General features: G+C 72.9%; 15 protein-coding genes. 7 read left to right on the top strand and 8 right to left on the bottom strand.

The annotated features are described in order from the left end of the window. From ETD96_RS06475 to ETD96_RS06465, 3 genes are all read left to right on the top strand, one after another. Positions 1-601: sigma-70 family RNA polymerase sigma factor (locus ETD96_RS06475; RefSeq protein WP_138635353.1), on the top strand; the 601-nt coding region annotated here is incomplete at its 5' end. A 493-nt stretch (positions 602-1,094) separates the two neighbouring features. Beyond that, positions 1,095-1,928, top strand: a complete 834-nt coding sequence (locus tag ETD96_RS06470) for an HAD family hydrolase (RefSeq protein ID WP_138635357.1) — start codon at positions 1,095-1,097, stop codon at positions 1,926-1,928. 78 nt (positions 1,929-2,006) lie between these two features. After that, entirely contained in the window at positions 2,007-5,123 is a 3,117-nt protein-coding gene (locus tag ETD96_RS06465) for an ATP-binding protein (protein WP_138635352.1), read from the top strand. On the opposite strand, the gene ETD96_RS06460 is transcribed toward ETD96_RS06465, so the two are convergent. Together ETD96_RS06460 and ETD96_RS06455 are read right to left on the bottom strand one after the other, a co-directional pair. Then, on the bottom strand, positions 5,101-5,886 hold the full coding sequence (locus ETD96_RS06460) for an ABC transporter permease (RefSeq protein ID WP_138635351.1): 786 nt from the start codon (positions 5,884-5,886) through the stop codon (positions 5,101-5,103). The two genes, ETD96_RS06465 and ETD96_RS06460, sit on opposite strands and share 23 nt — an antisense overlap. After that, entirely contained in the window at positions 5,883-6,851 is a 969-nt protein-coding gene (locus tag ETD96_RS06455; protein ID WP_138635350.1) for an ATP-binding cassette domain-containing protein, read from the bottom strand. The genes ETD96_RS06460 and ETD96_RS06455 overlap by 4 nt, the downstream gene beginning before the upstream one ends. A gap of 144 nt (positions 6,852-6,995) precedes the next feature. On the opposite strand from ETD96_RS06455, the gene ETD96_RS06450 reads away from it, so the two are divergent. From ETD96_RS06450 to ETD96_RS06440, 3 genes are all read left to right on the top strand, one after another. Continuing rightward, complete coding sequence (locus ETD96_RS06450) at positions 6,996-8,015, top strand: aminotransferase class V-fold PLP-dependent enzyme (RefSeq protein ID WP_138635349.1); 1,020 nt, start codon at positions 6,996-6,998, stop codon at positions 8,013-8,015. A 213-nt stretch (positions 8,016-8,228) separates the two neighbouring features. After that, positions 8,229-8,564, top strand: coding sequence for an RNHCP domain-containing protein (locus ETD96_RS06445; protein WP_176200462.1), 336 nt, complete (start codon positions 8,229-8,231; stop codon positions 8,562-8,564). 1 nt (position 8,565) lies between these two features. Continuing rightward, positions 8,566-8,976, top strand: a complete 411-nt coding sequence (locus ETD96_RS06440; protein ID WP_138635347.1) for an RNHCP domain-containing protein — start codon at positions 8,566-8,568, stop codon at positions 8,974-8,976. 50 nt (positions 8,977-9,026) lie between these two features. On the opposite strand, the gene ETD96_RS06435 is transcribed toward ETD96_RS06440, so the two are convergent. From ETD96_RS06435 to ETD96_RS06420, 4 genes are all read right to left on the bottom strand, one after another. Beyond that, positions 9,027-9,437: a hypothetical protein gene (locus ETD96_RS06435; RefSeq protein WP_138635346.1), complete on the bottom strand. Its 411-nt coding sequence runs from the start codon at positions 9,435-9,437 to the stop codon at positions 9,027-9,029. 131 nt (positions 9,438-9,568) lie between these two features. Continuing rightward, a complete protein-coding gene (locus tag ETD96_RS06430) occupies positions 9,569-10,453 on the bottom strand; it encodes an NBR1-Ig-like domain-containing protein (protein ID WP_138635345.1) in 885 nt (294 codons plus the stop codon). A 310-nt stretch (positions 10,454-10,763) separates the two neighbouring features. Next, complete coding sequence (gene pip / locus ETD96_RS06425; protein WP_138635344.1) at positions 10,764-11,720, bottom strand: prolyl aminopeptidase; 957 nt, start codon at positions 11,718-11,720, stop codon at positions 10,764-10,766. Continuing rightward, on the bottom strand, positions 11,710-12,297 hold the full coding sequence (locus tag ETD96_RS06420) for a hypothetical protein (protein ID WP_138635343.1): 588 nt from the start codon (positions 12,295-12,297) through the stop codon (positions 11,710-11,712). The genes pip and ETD96_RS06420 overlap by 11 nt, the downstream gene beginning before the upstream one ends. A 144-nt stretch (positions 12,298-12,441) precedes the next feature. On the opposite strand from ETD96_RS06420, the gene ETD96_RS45735 reads away from it, so the two are divergent. After that, complete coding sequence (locus ETD96_RS45735) at positions 12,442-13,329, top strand: hypothetical protein (RefSeq protein WP_205719132.1); 888 nt, start codon at positions 12,442-12,444, stop codon at positions 13,327-13,329. 8 nt (positions 13,330-13,337) lie between these two features. On the opposite strand, the gene ETD96_RS06410 is transcribed toward ETD96_RS45735, so the two are convergent. Together ETD96_RS06410 and ETD96_RS06405 are read right to left on the bottom strand one after the other, a co-directional pair. Then, positions 13,338-14,492, bottom strand: a complete 1,155-nt coding sequence (locus tag ETD96_RS06410) for a cytochrome P450 (protein ID WP_138635342.1) — start codon at positions 14,490-14,492, stop codon at positions 13,338-13,340. 41 nt (positions 14,493-14,533) lie between these two features. Further along, positions 14,534-15,682, bottom strand: coding sequence for a low temperature requirement protein A (locus tag ETD96_RS06405; protein ID WP_138635341.1), 1,149 nt, complete (start codon positions 15,680-15,682; stop codon positions 14,534-14,536). Positions 15,683-15,736: the final 54 nt, after the last annotated feature.

The following is a 15,736-nucleotide window of genomic DNA, read 5'->3' as shown; positions in this document are numbered from 1 at the left end:
CGCCGGTCGCGACGTCGCCGGACGGGACGCCGCCGAGCAGGACGCCGGACGCGCCGAGATCCTCAAGGCGCTCGTCCTGCGGGCGCGGGACGGTGACGCCGAGGCGTTCGGCTCCCTCTACGACCACTACGTCGAGCTGGTCTACCGGTACGTCTACTACCGGGTCGGGTCGCACTCGCTCACCGAAGACCTCACCAGCGAGACGTTCCTGCGCGCGCTGCGCCGGATCTGCGACTTCCACTGGCAGGGCAAGGACTTCGGGGCCTGGCTCGTCACGATCGCCCGGAACCTGGTCGCCGACCACTTCAAGTCCGGCCGCTACCGGCTGGAGGTCTGCACCGCCGAGCTGGTCGAGCCCGACCGGCACCAGGAGGGGCCCGAGCGCGCCGTCCTGGACTCGATGACCAACCGGACGCTGCTGCAGGCCGTCCGGCGGCTGGGGTCGGAGCAGCAGGAGTGCATCGTCCTGCGGTTCCTGCACGGGCTGTCGGTCGCCGAGACCGCGCTGATCATGGGCAAGAAGACGGGCGCGATCAAGGCGCTGCAGTACCGGGCCGTCCGGTCCCTGGGCCGGATGCTCCCCGACGACCTGCGCCGATAACCGCCCGTTCCCCGCCCGTTATTGGATTGATCGTCTATTCGCGGCACGGCCGTAACCCGCCGCGCCGTCCGATCGTTTGTGCGGGCAGGAGAGCGTTCACGCCTGGACTCCAGAAGGAGAGCCAGTGAGAACCAGGCGAGGGAAGATCATCGAGCAAGGGAACGCGCTTGCCCGGTTGCGGGCGAGCGACGCCGGGCCCGACCCGCGGTTCCGTGCCGTGCTGCGCGAGCGGCTCGTCGCGGCCGCGGGCGACCGGAGTGACGGCCGTCCCAATCACGGGCGAGGCGACGGTCCGAGGGAGGCGGTTGATTGAACATATTTCATCCGGCCCGTCCGTGATGGCGTGGCTGGGGCAGGTCGACCGAGGATGAAATTTGTTCACTAAGCTCGGCCCATGCGGCAGACACGGCAGCGGTCGTTTCGGCAAGGCCCGCTCTCGCGGGGCTCGTTCTGGCAGTGGCCGTTCTGGCAGCGGGGCAAGGACGAAGATCATGTGAGTGCAGGAGAGGCCGCCGCGGCGGCCGCGGCCGAGCACGAGCCGCTGCCCGAGCCCGACCCCGCCGCGGCGGCGTTCTTCGACGTCGACAACACGATGATGCGCGGCGCGTCCATCTACTACTTCGCGCGGGGGCTCGCCGCCCGCAAGCTGTTCACGATGCGCGACCTCGCGATGTTCGCCTGGGGGCAGGCCGCGTTCCGGCTGCGCGGCAGCGAGAACTCCGAGCACATCGGCAGCGCGAAGGAGGCCGCGCTCGCCTTCGTCGCCGGGCAGCGGGTCGACAAGATCGTCCGGCTGAGCGAGGAGATCTACGACGAGGTGATGGCGGACCGCATCTGGCACGGCACCCGCACCCTCGCCCTCGGGCACCTGGACGCGGGCCAGCAGGTCTGGCTCGTCACCGCGACGCCCGTCGAGGTGGCCCGCACGATCGCGCACCGCCTCGGCCTCACCGGCGCGCTCGGCACCGTCGCCGAGACCCGCGAGGGCGTCTACACGGGCCGGCTCGTCGGCAACCTGCTGCACGGCCCGGCCAAGTCGGAGGCCGTCCGCGCGCTCGCCGCCCGGGAGGGCCTCGACCTCGCCCGCTGCTCCGCCTACAGCGACTCGATCAACGACCTGCCGATGCTGACCGCCGTCGGCCACCCGCACGCCGTCAACCCCGACGCCGAGCTGCGCGCCCACGCCCGCGACCACGGCTGGCCGATCCACGACTTCCGCACCGGCCGCAAGGTCACCATGATCGCCCTGCCCGCCGCAGCGGGCGCCGGCGCCCTCGCCGGCGGCGTCGCCGCCGGCGTGGCCCTGCGCCGCCACTACCGCGCCTGACCCGCGCCCTCCCCGTCCGCGCCCGGGGCGGGAAGTCGAGACCTATCGCGTTTTTCGGGTACGTCCTACGCTGTCCCCGTGGAACTGACGTTGCTGTCGCGGGTCGCCTGCCGGGGGCGGGACGTCACGAGCCCACGGGTGCGGGGGCTGCTCGCGCTGCTGGCCGCCGAAGCGCGGGGCGGTGCGTCCGTTGCACGGCTGGTCGAAGGGCTTTGGGCGGACGATCGTCCAGAAAACCCGGCCAAGGCGCTCCAGGTCGTGGTGTCGCGCGCGCGGTCGCAGCTAGGCGTGGACGTCATCGAGAGCACGCCCACCGGGTACCGGCTGGGGCTCGACGAGTCCGAGGTGGACGCGTGCGCCGTGCTGCTCGCTGCGGAGGCGAGTGCACAGGCCGCCAGGGACGGGAACCACGCAGCAGCGCTGGCGCATGCGGAGGAAGGGCTCGCACTGTGGGACGGGCCGCCGACACCGGATGAAGGCAGCGACCCCCTCTCCGTGTTGCGGGCCGAGCGCACCTCGACCTACGGGACGCTGCGCCGTGCGCGCGCGCTTGCGCTGGCCCGGCTCGGACGGCATCAGGAGGGATTCGACGCGCTGCGCGCTGTCGCGCACGAGTACCCGCGCGACGAAGAGGTCCTCGCCGAGCTGCTGCGATGCGAAGCCGCGACGGCGGGGCCGTCCGCCGCGCTGGCCCGCTACGAGACCTACCGGCGCTCGCTGCGCGACTCGCTCGGGACAGACCCCGGCGCGGCCCTGCAAGGCGTCCAGGAGGACCTGCTGCGCGACGAGGCCCCGGTGGTCCGGCGCGGTGTCGCGCACGAGCCGAACCCGCTGCTCGGCCGCGACGGCGACCTCGCCGCCGTCCTGGAGCTGCTGCGCACGTCCCGCGTCACCTCGATCGTGGGCACGGGCGGGCTCGGCAAGACGCGGCTGGCGCACGCGGTGGCGCGGGACGCGCCGCAGCGCGCGGTGCACGTCGTCACGCTGGCCGGCGTCGCGCGGGACGGGGACGTGGAGGGCGAGGTCGCGTCGGTGCTCGGCGTCGGCGAGGCCCGGCGGGCGCCGCGCCGCCCCGGCGGGACGCTCCCCGGGATCGTGGACGCGCTCGGCCCCGGCCCGGTCCTGCTCGTCCTGGACAACTGCGAGCACGTCGTCGACGGCGTCGCCGCCCTGGTCGGCGCCCTGGTGTCGATGACGCGGGACGTGCGGGTGCTGGCCACCAGCCGCGCGCCGCTGGGCCTGTCGTCGGAGTCGGTGTACCCGCTGCCCGCGCTCGGCCTGGACGCGGCGGTCGAGCTGTTCCGGCAGCGGGCCTCGGCCGCGCGTCCCGGCGTGCGCCTGGCGCCCGGCACCGTCGAGGAGCTGTGCCGGCACCTCGACGGGCTGCCGCTCGCGGTGGAGCTGGCGGCGGCGCGCGTCCGGGTCATGTCGGTGCCGGAGATCGCCCGCGGGCTGGACGACCGGTTCGCGCTGCTGCGCGGGAACGCCCGCGACGCGCCGTCCCGGCACCGGACGATGCACGCCGTCGTCGACTGGAGCTGGGCCCTGCTGTCGCCGTCCCGGCGCGCCGCGATGCGGGCGCTGTCGATCTTCTCCGGCGGCTTCACCCTGGACGCGGCCCGCCACCTGCTGGACGGCGACGCGCTCGACGTCCTGGACGACCTCGTCGGCCAATCGCTGCTCGCCACGGCCGAGGACGGCGCGGGCACGCGGTTCCTGATGCTGGAGAGCGTCCGCGAGTTCAGCGCGTCCCACCGCGAGGCCGAAGGGGAGACGGAGCGCGCGGTGGACGGGCTGCTCGCCTGGGCGCGCGAGTTCGGCGCGGCGCACCACGAGGAGCTGTTCGGGGCCGATCCCGTCGCGCCGCTGGACCGCGTCCGCGCCGAGCAGGACAACCTCCTCCAGGCGCTCCGGCACGGGCTCGCCCGGCGGGACGGCCCCGCGGTCGCGGCGGCCACGGCGGTGCTGGGCGGCCTGTGGACGCTGGAGTCCGCCTTCAGCCGGATGATCACGGTGGTGGAGGAGACCGCCGGCGTGCTGAGCCGGTTCCGCCCCGGCCCGCGGGACGTCGGCGTCACCCGGACGGCGCTGGCGCTGAGCGTCCTCACCACGGTCATGCTGAAGGGGCCGCGGGTCACCCGCGCGCTCGTCGCGCTGCGCCGGCTCCCGCCCGTGCAGCCGGACGGCCTCGTCCGGGCGCTGGCGGTCCTGGTCGGGTCGGCGCCCGAGATCCTGGGCCCCGACTGCGCGGCGCTCGACCGGATGCGCGCCGGCGACCGGCCGCTGCTCGCGGCCCTCGCGGACTGCGTCACCGGCTACATCCGCGAGCACGAGGGCGACCTGCCGGGCGCGCTGGAGGCCACCGAGGCGATGGCGGAGGCGGCGGAGACCGCCCCCTCGCCCTGGCTGCGGCTGATCGCCCACTCGCGGCTCAGCGAGCTGCTGATGCAGGTCGACCGGCCGGCGGAGGCCGCGCACCACCTGCGGGCCTCGCTGGACTTCCTCGACCGCTACGGCTGGCCCGACATGTTCGGGCTGCTGTGGGCGCTCGCGGCCGTCCACCTCCACCTCGGCCGGCTCGACGAGGCGGAGCGGCTGCTGGAGCAGTCCATCTCCGAGGGTCCCTACGACTCGCCGGGCATGGCCACCTTCAGCCTCGGCGCGCGCGCGGAGATCGCGTTCGGGCGCGGCGACGCCGAGACGGGCCTGCGCCTGTGGCGGGAGGCGGCGTCGCGCCTCGCGGACGAGGAACTCCCCGCCCCCGCGCTCGGCCTCGACCCGTGGACGGTGGACACCCACTGCGTCACCGTCGTCGCCCACGCGCGGCACGGGCGGCTCGGCCTCGTCCAAGACCTCGCCGAAGGGCTGCCCGGCAAGCTGTCCGCGCTGCTGGCCGAGGCGGCGCACCCGCTGCCGCCCGCCGTCATGGACCTGCCCATCTGCGGCGCGCTCCTGCTGGCCCTCGCCATGATCGACGAGGACCGGACCCGCGCCGCGCGCCGGATCGCGCTGGCGGAGCGGATGCACTTCAGCCGGTCCTTCCAGCCGACCATGTCCCCCGCCGCCGCCCGCCGCGCCGCCCTCGACGCCGACGAGCCGGCGTACCGCGCCGCGGCGGCGGAGTACGCCGGCCTCTCCCGGGAGGGCCTCTGGAACGCCGCGCGGGCGCTCGCTACCGAGGCGCCTTCCGGTTGAACAGCACCTTCGACGCCGTGTAGCCGGCCACGGCGAGCCCCGCGCACCAGGCCGCGGCCGCCGTCGCGTCGGCCCCGTCCGGCGACGTGGTCAGCAGGCCGCGCAGCGTCTCGTTGATCGGCGTGAACGGCTGGTACTCGGCGAACCACCGCACCCCGGCCGGCATCGACTCCGGCGGGACGATCGCGCTGCCGAAGAACGGCAGGAACTGCACGATCATCGGCGTGTTGCTCGCGCCCTCGGGGTTCTTCGCCAGCAGCCCGAGCATGACGCCCACCCACGTCAGCGCGAACGTGAGCGCCACCAGCAGCCCCGCCGCGGCGAGCCAGTCGAGGACGCTCCCGCTCGCCCGGAACCCCATCGCGACGGCCACGCCGACGACCGCGACCGTGCTCAGCAGCGTCTGGACCATGCTGCCGATCACGTGGCCGGTCAGCAGGGAGGCCCGCGCGATGCCGAGCGTCCGGAACCGGTCCACGATGCCCTCGGTCATGTCGACGCACACCGAGACCGACGTCTGCAGGCACCCGGACGCGATCCCCATCAGGATGATCCCCGGCGCCACGTAGTTGATGTAGTCGCCCTTGGCGGCGCCGCCGACGCCGTCCCCGAGCACGTTCCCGAACACGCCGACGAACAGCACCATGATGAAGATCGGCATCATCATGCCCGCGAGCGTCAGGGACGGGTACCGCAGCGCGTGCCGCAGGTTGCGGCGCAGCATCGTCGCGGAGTCGGTCATCGCCAGTGCGAGCGCGCTCATCGTGCGACCTGCTCCTTCTGCTCCTTCTGCTCCTTCTGGCCGGTGAGGGCGAGGAACACGTCGTCCAGGTCGGGGGTGTGCACGGACAGCTCGCCGACCTCGACGGCCGCGTCCTCCAGCCGCCCGAGCAGCGCCCGCAACGACCGGACGCCGCCGTCGCTCGGCACCTGCAGCGCGAGCGCGTCGTCGTCCCGCGCGGCCTCGCCGAGCACCCGCGCCGCCGCGTCCAGCTCGCCCGGCCCGGCGAACCGCAGCCGGACGTGCCCGCCCGGCACCAGCCGCTTCAGCTCCTCGGACGTCCCCTCGGCGACGATCCGGCCGCCGTCCAGCACCGCGATGCGGTCGGCGAGCTGGTCGGCCTCGTCCAGGTACTGCGTGGTCAGGAAGATCGTCACGCCGCCGCGCACCAGGCCGCGGACGATCTCCCAGGTCGTCCGGCGGCTGCGGGGGTCGAGCCCGGTCGTCGGCTCGTCCAGGAAGATGATCTGCGGGCTCCCGATCAGCGTCATCGCGATGTCGAGCCGCCGCCGCATCCCGCCCGAGTACGTCGCGACGGTCCGGCCCGCCGCCTCCACCAGGTCGAACCGCTCCAGCAGCTCGTCGGCGGCCCGCCGCCCGGCGGCCTTCCCCAGATGGTGGAGGTCGGCCATCAGGATGAGGTTCTCCCGCCCGGTGAGCAGCCCGTCCACCGCCGCGTACTGCCCCGTGACACCGATCGCCCTGCGCACCCCGTCGGGGTCGCGCATCAGGTCGCACCCGGCGACCCGCGCCTCGCCGCCGTCCGCCCGGATCAGCGTCGACAGGATCCGCACGGCCGTCGTCTTCCCCGCCCCGTTCGGCCCGAGCAGCGAGAACACCGTCCCGCGCGCCACCTCCAGGTCCAGCCCGTCGAGGACGGTCTTCTCCCCGAACGCCTTCCGCAGCCCGACCACCGAGATGGCCGTCTGCCTCGCCTCTATCGCCATGCGGAGAACACTGGGGCCCGCCGCCTTCACCCCGCTTTCACCCCGGCTTCACATGGTTTCGCGACCCGGCGCCCGCAAGCGCCGGGTCACCCGCCCGCGCACCCACTGCGGGCTGCCTCTCTGCCCCCTTTTAGGCTCACCAGGGTGAATCTGGCTGACGCGGTACATCTGTGGGACCTGGAGCCGGGATGGCTGAACACCGCGAGCTACGGCGTACCGCCGGCGCCCGCGTTCGACGCGCTGCAGAGCGCGCTGGCCGAGTGGCGCCGCGGGGCCAACGGCTGGGACAAATGGGACCGGTCCACCGGTCGGGCGCGCACCGCGTTCGCGCGCCTGGTCGGCGTCGCGCCCGGCGACGTGGCCGTGGGCGCCTCCGCCTCGCAGGTACTGGCCCCGGTCGCGGCCTCGCTGCCGCCCGGTTCGCGGGTCGTCGTCCCCGACATCGAACAGACCTCGAACCTGTTCCCCTGGCTCGTGCATGACCTCGACGTGCACACGGTGCCGCCCGCCGACCTGCCCCGCGCGATCGACGAGCGCACCGACGCGGTCGCCTTCAGCCTCGTCCAGTCCGCGACGGGTGAGGTCGCCGCGGCGGCCGAGGTCGTCGCCGCAGCACGCGCGCACGGCGCGCTCGTGGTCGCCGACGCCACCCAGGCGGTCGGCTGGCTCCCGGTCGACGCGACGTCCTTCGACGTCCTCGCCGTCTCGGCCTACAAATGGCTGATGTGCCCGCGCGGCACCGCCTTCTGCTACGTGAGCCCGGCCGTGCGCGACCGCATCCGGCCGCTCGCCGCCAACTGGTACGCCGGTGACGGCGACGCCTCCTACGGTCCGCCGCTGCGGCTGGCCGAGGACGCCCGCCGGTTCGACATCGCCGCGCCCTGGTTCTCCTACGTCGCGGCCGCCCCCGCGCTGCAACTGCTCCTGGAGATCGGCATAGGCCCGATCCACGACCATGACCTGCGGATGGCCAACCGGTTCCGGAGCGGCCTCGGTCTGCCGCCCGGCGACAGCGCGATCGCCACCGTCACCCGCCCGGACGCGGCCGAGCGGCTCGCGGCGGCGGGCATCCGGGCCTCTGTCCGCAACGGCGCGGCGCGCCTGGCCTTCCACCTCTACACAACGGAAGCCGACGTTGACACCGCCATCGCAGCGCTGACCTGACACGGAGGGCCGGGAAAACCAGTCGCGTGCGGCGTGGGGCGGTGTCTACGCTGGTGAGCCGACCAGATCGCATGTACCTGGCCTTGTGCCTTAGGAAGAGGGTTTATGTCCCGGCCCGTGCCGAGCGTTACTCGGCGCATTCCGTAGCCGTTCGCCGAGACCGCTCGGCCGCCTCTTGCTGTCTTTTGACGACTCTCAGCAAGGAGCATCCGGGTGTCCGACACCTTTCTCTGCATCAAATGCGGTCTGACCGTCACCGTCCGCGCGTCCGACGGTACGCGCCGCAACCACTGCCCTGCGTGCCTGCACTCAGAGCACGTCACCGACCACATCGAAGGCGGCCGGAGCGACTGCCGCTCGCGCATGATGCCCATCGCCATCGCGGTGCTCCGCACCGGCGACTGGATGGTCATCCATCGCTGCGTGGGCTGCGACCTGCTCACGTCCAACCCGGTGTGCTCGGACGACAACCAGCTCATCCTCATGCGCATGGCGGTGCGCCCGCTGGCGCAGCCGCCGTTCCCGCTCGAACCGTTCGGGTCGTTCTGACATGCCGCGGCGAAAGAGCCCGCGGGGGCGGCGGCCCCAGCGGCACAAGGACGTCCTGCACATCGAGGGCGGGCGCGCCGGTGCCTTCCGCTGCGTGGGGTGCCGGCTCGACGTGTCCCTGGACGCGCCGGGCAGCGCCCACCGCAACCACTGCCCGAACTGCCTGGTCAGCCTGCACGTGGACCACCGCGTCCCGGGCGACCGGGCGTCCGCGTGCCGCCGGCGCATGGAGCCGCTGACGCTGTCCGCGCGCTCCGACGGCGAGTGGATGATCATCCATCAGTGCCAGACCTGCGAGAAGGTCAGCGCCAACCGCATCGCCGGTGACGACAACGTCCTGGTCCTGATGCGCCTGGCGCTGAAACCGCTCCAGGACGGGGCCATCGCCACCCGCACGATGCTCACCCTGTGAAGCCCGCCGTGGGCGGTGCCGCCGGCACCGCCCACGGCGGGTTCCTCTTCTCAGCAGCGCTCGCTCGTCTTGGCGGACGCGCCGTTCGGGATCCAGCCGATGGCCTGCGTGCAGTGCGCGAGGGTGTTGGTACCGAGCGACCAGACCTCCTTGGCCTTGGTCCGGCACTGGGTGCCTTCGAGCGTCCTCGTGTTGTTGTCACCGACGGCGGCGCACGCGTTCCAGGAACTGTGCGAATTGCGGTAGCCCTCCCACACGTACACGTAGGACCAGTTCTTTCCGCAGCCCTTGAACTGCTTCACCGAGGCGAAGGTCTGGCCGCCCGAGTAGATGTGCGCGGTGCTGCCGATCTGCACGGTGCCGGAGCAGCCGGGCGCGGATTCGGCGTTGGCGACGGCGGGAATTCCCACGACCGCGGGCACGGCGAGGAGGCCGGCCAGGGCCGTCTTGGCGAGGTTCATGACGTCGATCGCCCTTCTGTTCGGGGTCCGTTCGAGCGCGGACGGCGCCAGACTCGCAGTGGGCGGTGTTGTCCGGTATGGCACCTGACAAGGCGTGACATTGTCTGACAGCCGTGGGACGGGCGTACCTGCTACTCGACGACGTTGACCACGAAGTAGATGGGTCTCGCGCCGGGGAGGAACTGCTGTCCGCGGCCGTCCACCATCTTCCAGCCGACCCAGCAGGAGCCCGGACGGCTCGGCGCGACGACCGGGACGCTGATCCGCACTCGCTTTCCGGGCGCGGTGTCGGGGACCCGGACCTTTCCGGGCGTCGAGCAGGTTCCGTTGTCAGCCGGCAGATCCGCCCTTTGCAGGAATCTTCCGTGCCATTGCGCGGTCCCGCTGTTCCTGATCTCCCACGTCTTGACGAACCGCCGGCCGACTTTCACCGACGTCCCGTCGGGAATGGTGACGTCGCCGACGAACGTGCTCCTGTCGCCGCTGATGAGAGGGCTGGGCGGCGGCGTCTCCCGGGCCTCGGTGGCGCGCGTCCCGGGACGCACGTCATCGTCGGCCTGCCGCAGGTACCAGGACGCCGCCCCGGCGATCAGCAGCCCGCAGCAGGCCGCACCGACGACGACGTACCTGCGCACGGGCCTCCCGGGGCCGTCACCCGGCACCTCGACGATGTCCCGGTGCTCGTCCGGGTCGTCCGCGCCCGCTGCCGGCTCCATGACGCCCGCCTCGGCCTCGGGGGCCTCCTCGGTGCCGAGCGCGGCGGACCAGCGGGCGCGCCACTCCTCGACGTCGCCGCCGCACACCTCGACGAACGCCTTCGTCGTCAGCCAGCTCGGGAAGCGGATGCCCTTCGCCGCCTCGTGCAGCGTCGTATGGCTGACGGTGCCCGACTTGCCGGCCATGGTGCGGAACGACGGGTTGCCCGCGGCGGCGCGCAGGGCCCGCAGGTCCCTGGCGAACCGTTCCTGCCGCTCTCGCTTTCCTTCCGCCGGCGTTGAGCTGGCGCCCTCGGGCAAGGCTTGCTCCAGTCCTGCCGTCCGCTGACCGGAGGCGATCGGTGACGGAGGTCCCGCCGCGCGTCGCGGTTTCCCGGACGCGCGGAGTACACCAGCCATGATCTTGCAGAAGTCCTATTCCCGGCGCAACCATCGCAATTTTCAGTGGACCAACGCCGGTATGACGCCGCCGGTGAAAGCGCTGTCAGGACGCACTGACGCCCCCAGGTCACGCAGCCGTGCCATCGGCGGAGCTCGGCGTTTCACCCGCGGCGCCCTTACCCAAACCTCGCAGCCGTGGCCGGTTCCGGCTAAATCGCGTCCCCGGGGGTCACGCCGCTCCCGCCGCGAAGGCGTCGAGAGCCCTGACGACATGGCCGCGCACCGCCGCGCTCCCAAGATGGCCCGCGTCCTCCACGACGATCAGTTCCGAGCCGGGCCAGGCCCGGCTGAGCTCCCAGGCCGTGCCGAGAGGCCCGCCCATGTCCAGCCGCCCGTGGACGAGCACGCCCGGAATGCCCGCCAGCCGGCTCGCCTTCCGCAGCAGCACTCCCTCGTCCAGCCACGCGCCGTGCGAGAAGTAGTGGGCGCAGATGCGCACCAGCGCCAACCGCGCCGCCGGCGGGCGATCGCCGTACGGGTTCTCCGCACCCTTCGTCTCCCCGGACAGGACGGCGTCCTCCCAGGCGCACCAGTCGGCCGCGATCTGCTCCCGCATGAAGGCGTCGGGATGCTCCATCAGGCGCGCGTAGGCGGCGGTGATCTCGCCGCCGGTCCGGGCACCGGGTGCGCGCGCGGCGAACCGCTCCCACTGCTCGGGGAAGAAGCGTCCGACGCCCCGGTAGAGCCAGTCGATCTCCGATCGCCGCGTGGTGGTGACGCTCGCGATGACGATCTCCGACACGCGCTCCGGGTACTCCTCCGCGTAGGCGAGCAGCAGCGTCGAACCCCACGAACCGCCGTACAGCAGCCAGCGCTCGATGCCGAGGTGCTCGCGGAGCCGTTCCATGTCGGCGACAAGATGCCAGGTGGTGTTGTGCTCCAGGCCCGTCTCCGGGTCGCTCGCGTGCGGGGTGCTGCGCCCGCAGCCGCGCTGGTCGAACAGGACGACGCGGTAGCGCTCCGGGTCGAAGAAGCGGCGCATGCCGGGGCTGCGCCCCGACCCGGGGCCGCCGTGGACGACCAGCGCCGGCTTTCCCCGGGGATTGCCGCTGACCTCCCAGTACACCCGCTCGCCGTCACCGACATCGAGCATTCCCGTCTCGTACGGCGCGCGCTCAGGATGCATCTGCTTCGCTTCCCTCGATTCCGAGTTCGGACGAACGCGGCCGGTCGGCGATCGCCATTGTCCAGTCGTAGAACGCCGCCGGTTCACCGAGCCCGTCCCGGATGCCCTGGTCGACGACGGGCGCATTCGCGGCGTTGAGGAGGTCGAACAGGCCGAGATAGGCCCACTCCCACACCATGGCGTCGAAGTTGTAGGCGTGCATCAGCGGAGTGAGGCGCCGCCGGATCTCGGCGACCTCCCGCGAGGAGAATCCGGCGCCGCCCAATCGGGCGAGGGTCGCGCGTTCCTGTTCGGGCTCGAAGCGGGTGTCGAGGAACGGTTCGAGGAGATCACCCCAGACGTCGAAGCGGAATCTCCTGACGACGCCGTTGCGGCCGCAGAACCGTTCAAGCTCGGCCTGCTGCCGCCAAGAGAGGAACAGGGTCTCGCCGGAGGTCGTCCGGATCTCGGGTCGCATGCCCTTCCAGTCGGCGTCGCGGATCCGCTCACGCGTGATCATTCCGGCGGGGTGGACCGTGGCCCCCCGAAAGCCGTACCGCTGGAAAAGGATGTGGTCACCGGCGATGGTCGCCTCCATCGGTTCAGAGTGGTCCTTCCGTGCCGCGCCGGGAAAGGGCCCGCGCTGTGAGATGCGCCTCCGCGCTCCGGTGTCGCCGGGCCGCTTCCGTGCGACCGGCTCACCACATAGGGTGACCTGAACGACACGCAGGAGGCCGGACGAATGGACGCCGCGCAAGCGATTTCCCTCGTGGTGGAATGGATCCGCTCGCACGGCCTGGATTACCCCACGACCGGATTGGCGGCGGACCGTTTCGCGGCGGGCTGGAGCGTGTACGCGCCGGTGGAGGTCGACGAGAGCGACCCGATGGCGTTCCTCGACCTCCCGGTGGGGCGGTCGGTGTTCCTGGTGGGCGACTCCGGCCGCGTCGAGGAGGTGTCGTCGTCGGTGCCGCCGCAGGTCGCGCAGGACGAGTTCACCGCGCGGGAGCGCGCCGTCCAGTCCGGGAACGACCCGCGGCCCCCGCGTGACACGTGGCCCCCGCGCGCCGGGCTCGACGCCGACGAGTACATGGCCGAGTTCGTGCGGTGGCTGGAGCAGGACGGCGACCAGGACGGGCCGGCCGCCGGCGAGTTCACCGTCGTCGGCCCCGAGCCGGGCGGCGCGGCGGGCGCGGGCGGCGCGGAGGCGGCGCGGGCCGCGCGGCTGATCGAGCCGATCGTGCAGGAACTGGCCATGCTCGGGCCGCCGGGATGGGAGTGGCTGCGCGCGGAGTTCGCGTTCACGGTGTCCGCCGAGATCGCCCATCTCCGGTTCACGTCCCGCCGGCGGACGGTCGTCGCGCCGGTGCCGGAGCCGGTCGCCGTGCTCGTCCGCGACCAGCGGCTCGCCGCGGCGGAGATGCCCGCCGGGCCCTGGTGGCGGCTGGTGCTGACCGTCACCGACCGCGGCGAGGCGACCGTGAGCTACGACTACGGCGACGGCCCGTTCCCCGACGACCAGCTCCTCGCGCCCGAGCACTACCTCAACGACCTGGAGGCGTTCCCCCGCCCGAACGTGGCGCCGTGGCTCGCCCGCTACGTCGACGAGGCGGAGGACTTCCCCTACTGAGGCGGGCCTCACCAGCTGAGCGGCAGCGTGTCCAGCCCGAGGACGAGGCTGGCGTGTTCGAGCGGACGCTCCCCGGGCGTGATCCGGTAGTCGGGGATCCGGGCGTGCCACTCGGTCAGCGCGACCTGCAGTTCGAGGCGCGCGAGGTGGGTGCCGAGGCAGCGGTGCGGGCCTGCGCCGAAGGCCAGGTGGCGGGTCGGGGGACGGTCCAGGTCGACCGACGACGGCGCGGCGGACACGGCGCGGGGGTCGCGGTTCGCCATCGCGAGCGGGAGCATGACCATGTCCCCGGCCTTCATCGGGCAGCCGTGCAGCTCGACGTCGCGGGTGAGCCTGCGCGCCGGCAGGACGATGGCGTAGGCGCGGAGCATCTCCTCGATCATGTCGGGGACGGCGTCCGGGTCGGCGGTGACGCGGGCCCGGTCGGCGTCGTGCCCGGCCAGGTGCCAGAAGATGTAGGACAGCTGCGCCGCGACGGTGTCGAGCCCGGCGAGGAACAGCAGCGTGCAGAGTTGCAGCAGCTCCTCGTCGGTGACGGGACGCCCGTCGACCGTGAAGGAGGTCGCGGCGCTGACCAGGTCGTCGCGGGGGTGCGCCTGGCGGTCGGCGATCAGTTCGGTGAAGCAGGCGGCCACCTCCGCCATGGCCGCGGCCCGCCCGCCGCTGGACGGCGGCGCGTGCAGGATGGCGTACTCCCAGGCCAGGAACTCCTCGAACCGCTCGATCGGGAGGCCGATCAGCTCCAGGAAGATGGTCGTCGGATACAGCCGGGCGAAGTCGGTGACGAAGTCGCAGGAGCCCTTGGCGACGAGGCCGTCGATCAGGCCGGCGCAGTGCCGGGTGATGCGGTCGCGGAGGGCTGCGGCGGCCACCGGGGTGAAGAACGGGCGGAGCAGGCGCCGCCAGGTCGTGTGGAGCGGCGGGTCCAGCATGACCGGGATCCACTGGTACGGCGGGTTCGGGTCGCTGACGGCGATCGCGCGGCTGGAGAACGTCGCCGGGTCCTGTAACGCGGTGAGGACGTCGTCGTGGCGGGTCAGCACCCAGAAGCCCCGCCCGGCGGTGCTGCGGAACGCCGGATGCGCCTCGCGCAGCTCGTCCAGGCGCGGATGGGCCTGCCCGGCCGGTCCCGGACCGGCGAACGGGTCGAACGGGACGTCCATGGCGCCTCCACCTCAGGGCCGCTCGATCATGCACGGACTCCTCATTGTGCGCGCCGCGCCAGGGTGGCGGCCAGCAGCAGGACGAGCAGGGCCGCGATCACGATGACGCCGCCGGCGACGCCGATGCCGGGGGCGGCGAACGCGGTGAGCAGGACGAGGACCGCCGTGATCCCGATGAGTTCGGGCCGCAGGACGGTCCGCCGCATGGGCGCGTGCAGGGCCCACAGCATGACGAGGACCACGGCGATCGGGACGGCGACGGCGGCGACCGCGGTCTGCTCGTCCACGTGCGCCTCCCCGGCCGAGGCGACCGCGACCTCCAGCCCGGCGCCGAGCGCGGCCAGCGCCGCGAAGATCAGGTAGTGGCCGTAGCCCCAGACGAAGCACCAGTCGCGGCGGGCCGCGAGCCCCTCGCCGGCGGGTTCGGAGAAGTAGATCCACCAGAGGGTGAACAGGATGGCGAGGCCCGACAGCGCGATCGTGACGAGGTCGGCGTGCAGGCCGTGCGCGACGACGTCCTGCACGGCGTTCGTCGCGGCGAGGACGCTCTCGCCGAGCAGGATGATCGTGAACAGCCCGTACCGTTCGGCGATGTGGTGCGGGTGCCAGGTCGTCATGCCGCTGCGCTCGGCGATCGGCGGCACGGACAGGTCGAGCAGGACGAGGACGAGGAACACCCACCACGGCCCTCCGCCCGGCAGCGCGAGCCGGGACACCCACAGCACCTGGACGAGCGAGACGCCCACGGCGTAGCGGAGCGCCGTCGCGCGCCCCTCCGGATGGGCGGCCGCTGCGCGCAGCCACAGGCCGACCAGGCCGACCCGCATGAGGAGGTAACCGAAGGTGACCGTGGCGAAGTCGCCGTCGAACGCGGCGGGCACCCCCGCCGCGAGGAGCAGGACGCCCGCCATCTGCACGAACGTCATGATCCGGTACGGGACGTCGTCGGTGTCGTACGCGGACGCGAACCAGGTGAAGTTCATCCACGCCCACCAGATGGCGAAGAACACGGCGAGGAACGGCGCGACGGCGTCCCCCGCGTGGCCCTGCTCGATCGCGTGGGCGAGCCGCCCGGCGGCCTGCGAGACGGCCGCGACGAAGGTCAGGTCGAAGAGCAGTTCCAGCGGGCTGGATGCGCGGTGCGGTTCGGCCAGGTCGCGCGGAACCATCCGGGTGCGGATCGACGGCATCCGCTCACCCTAGAGCGGCGGCCCGCCCGCGCCGGAGAATCGAGCGGGCCGGGC

Origin of the sequence: Actinomadura geliboluensis (assembly GCF_005889745.1) — a bacterium.
GTDB lineage: Bacteria > Actinomycetota > Actinomycetes > Streptosporangiales > Streptosporangiaceae > Spirillospora > Spirillospora geliboluensis.
Note: the sequence above shows the minus strand (reverse complement) of the source record. Positions and strands in the feature narration are given on the sequence as shown.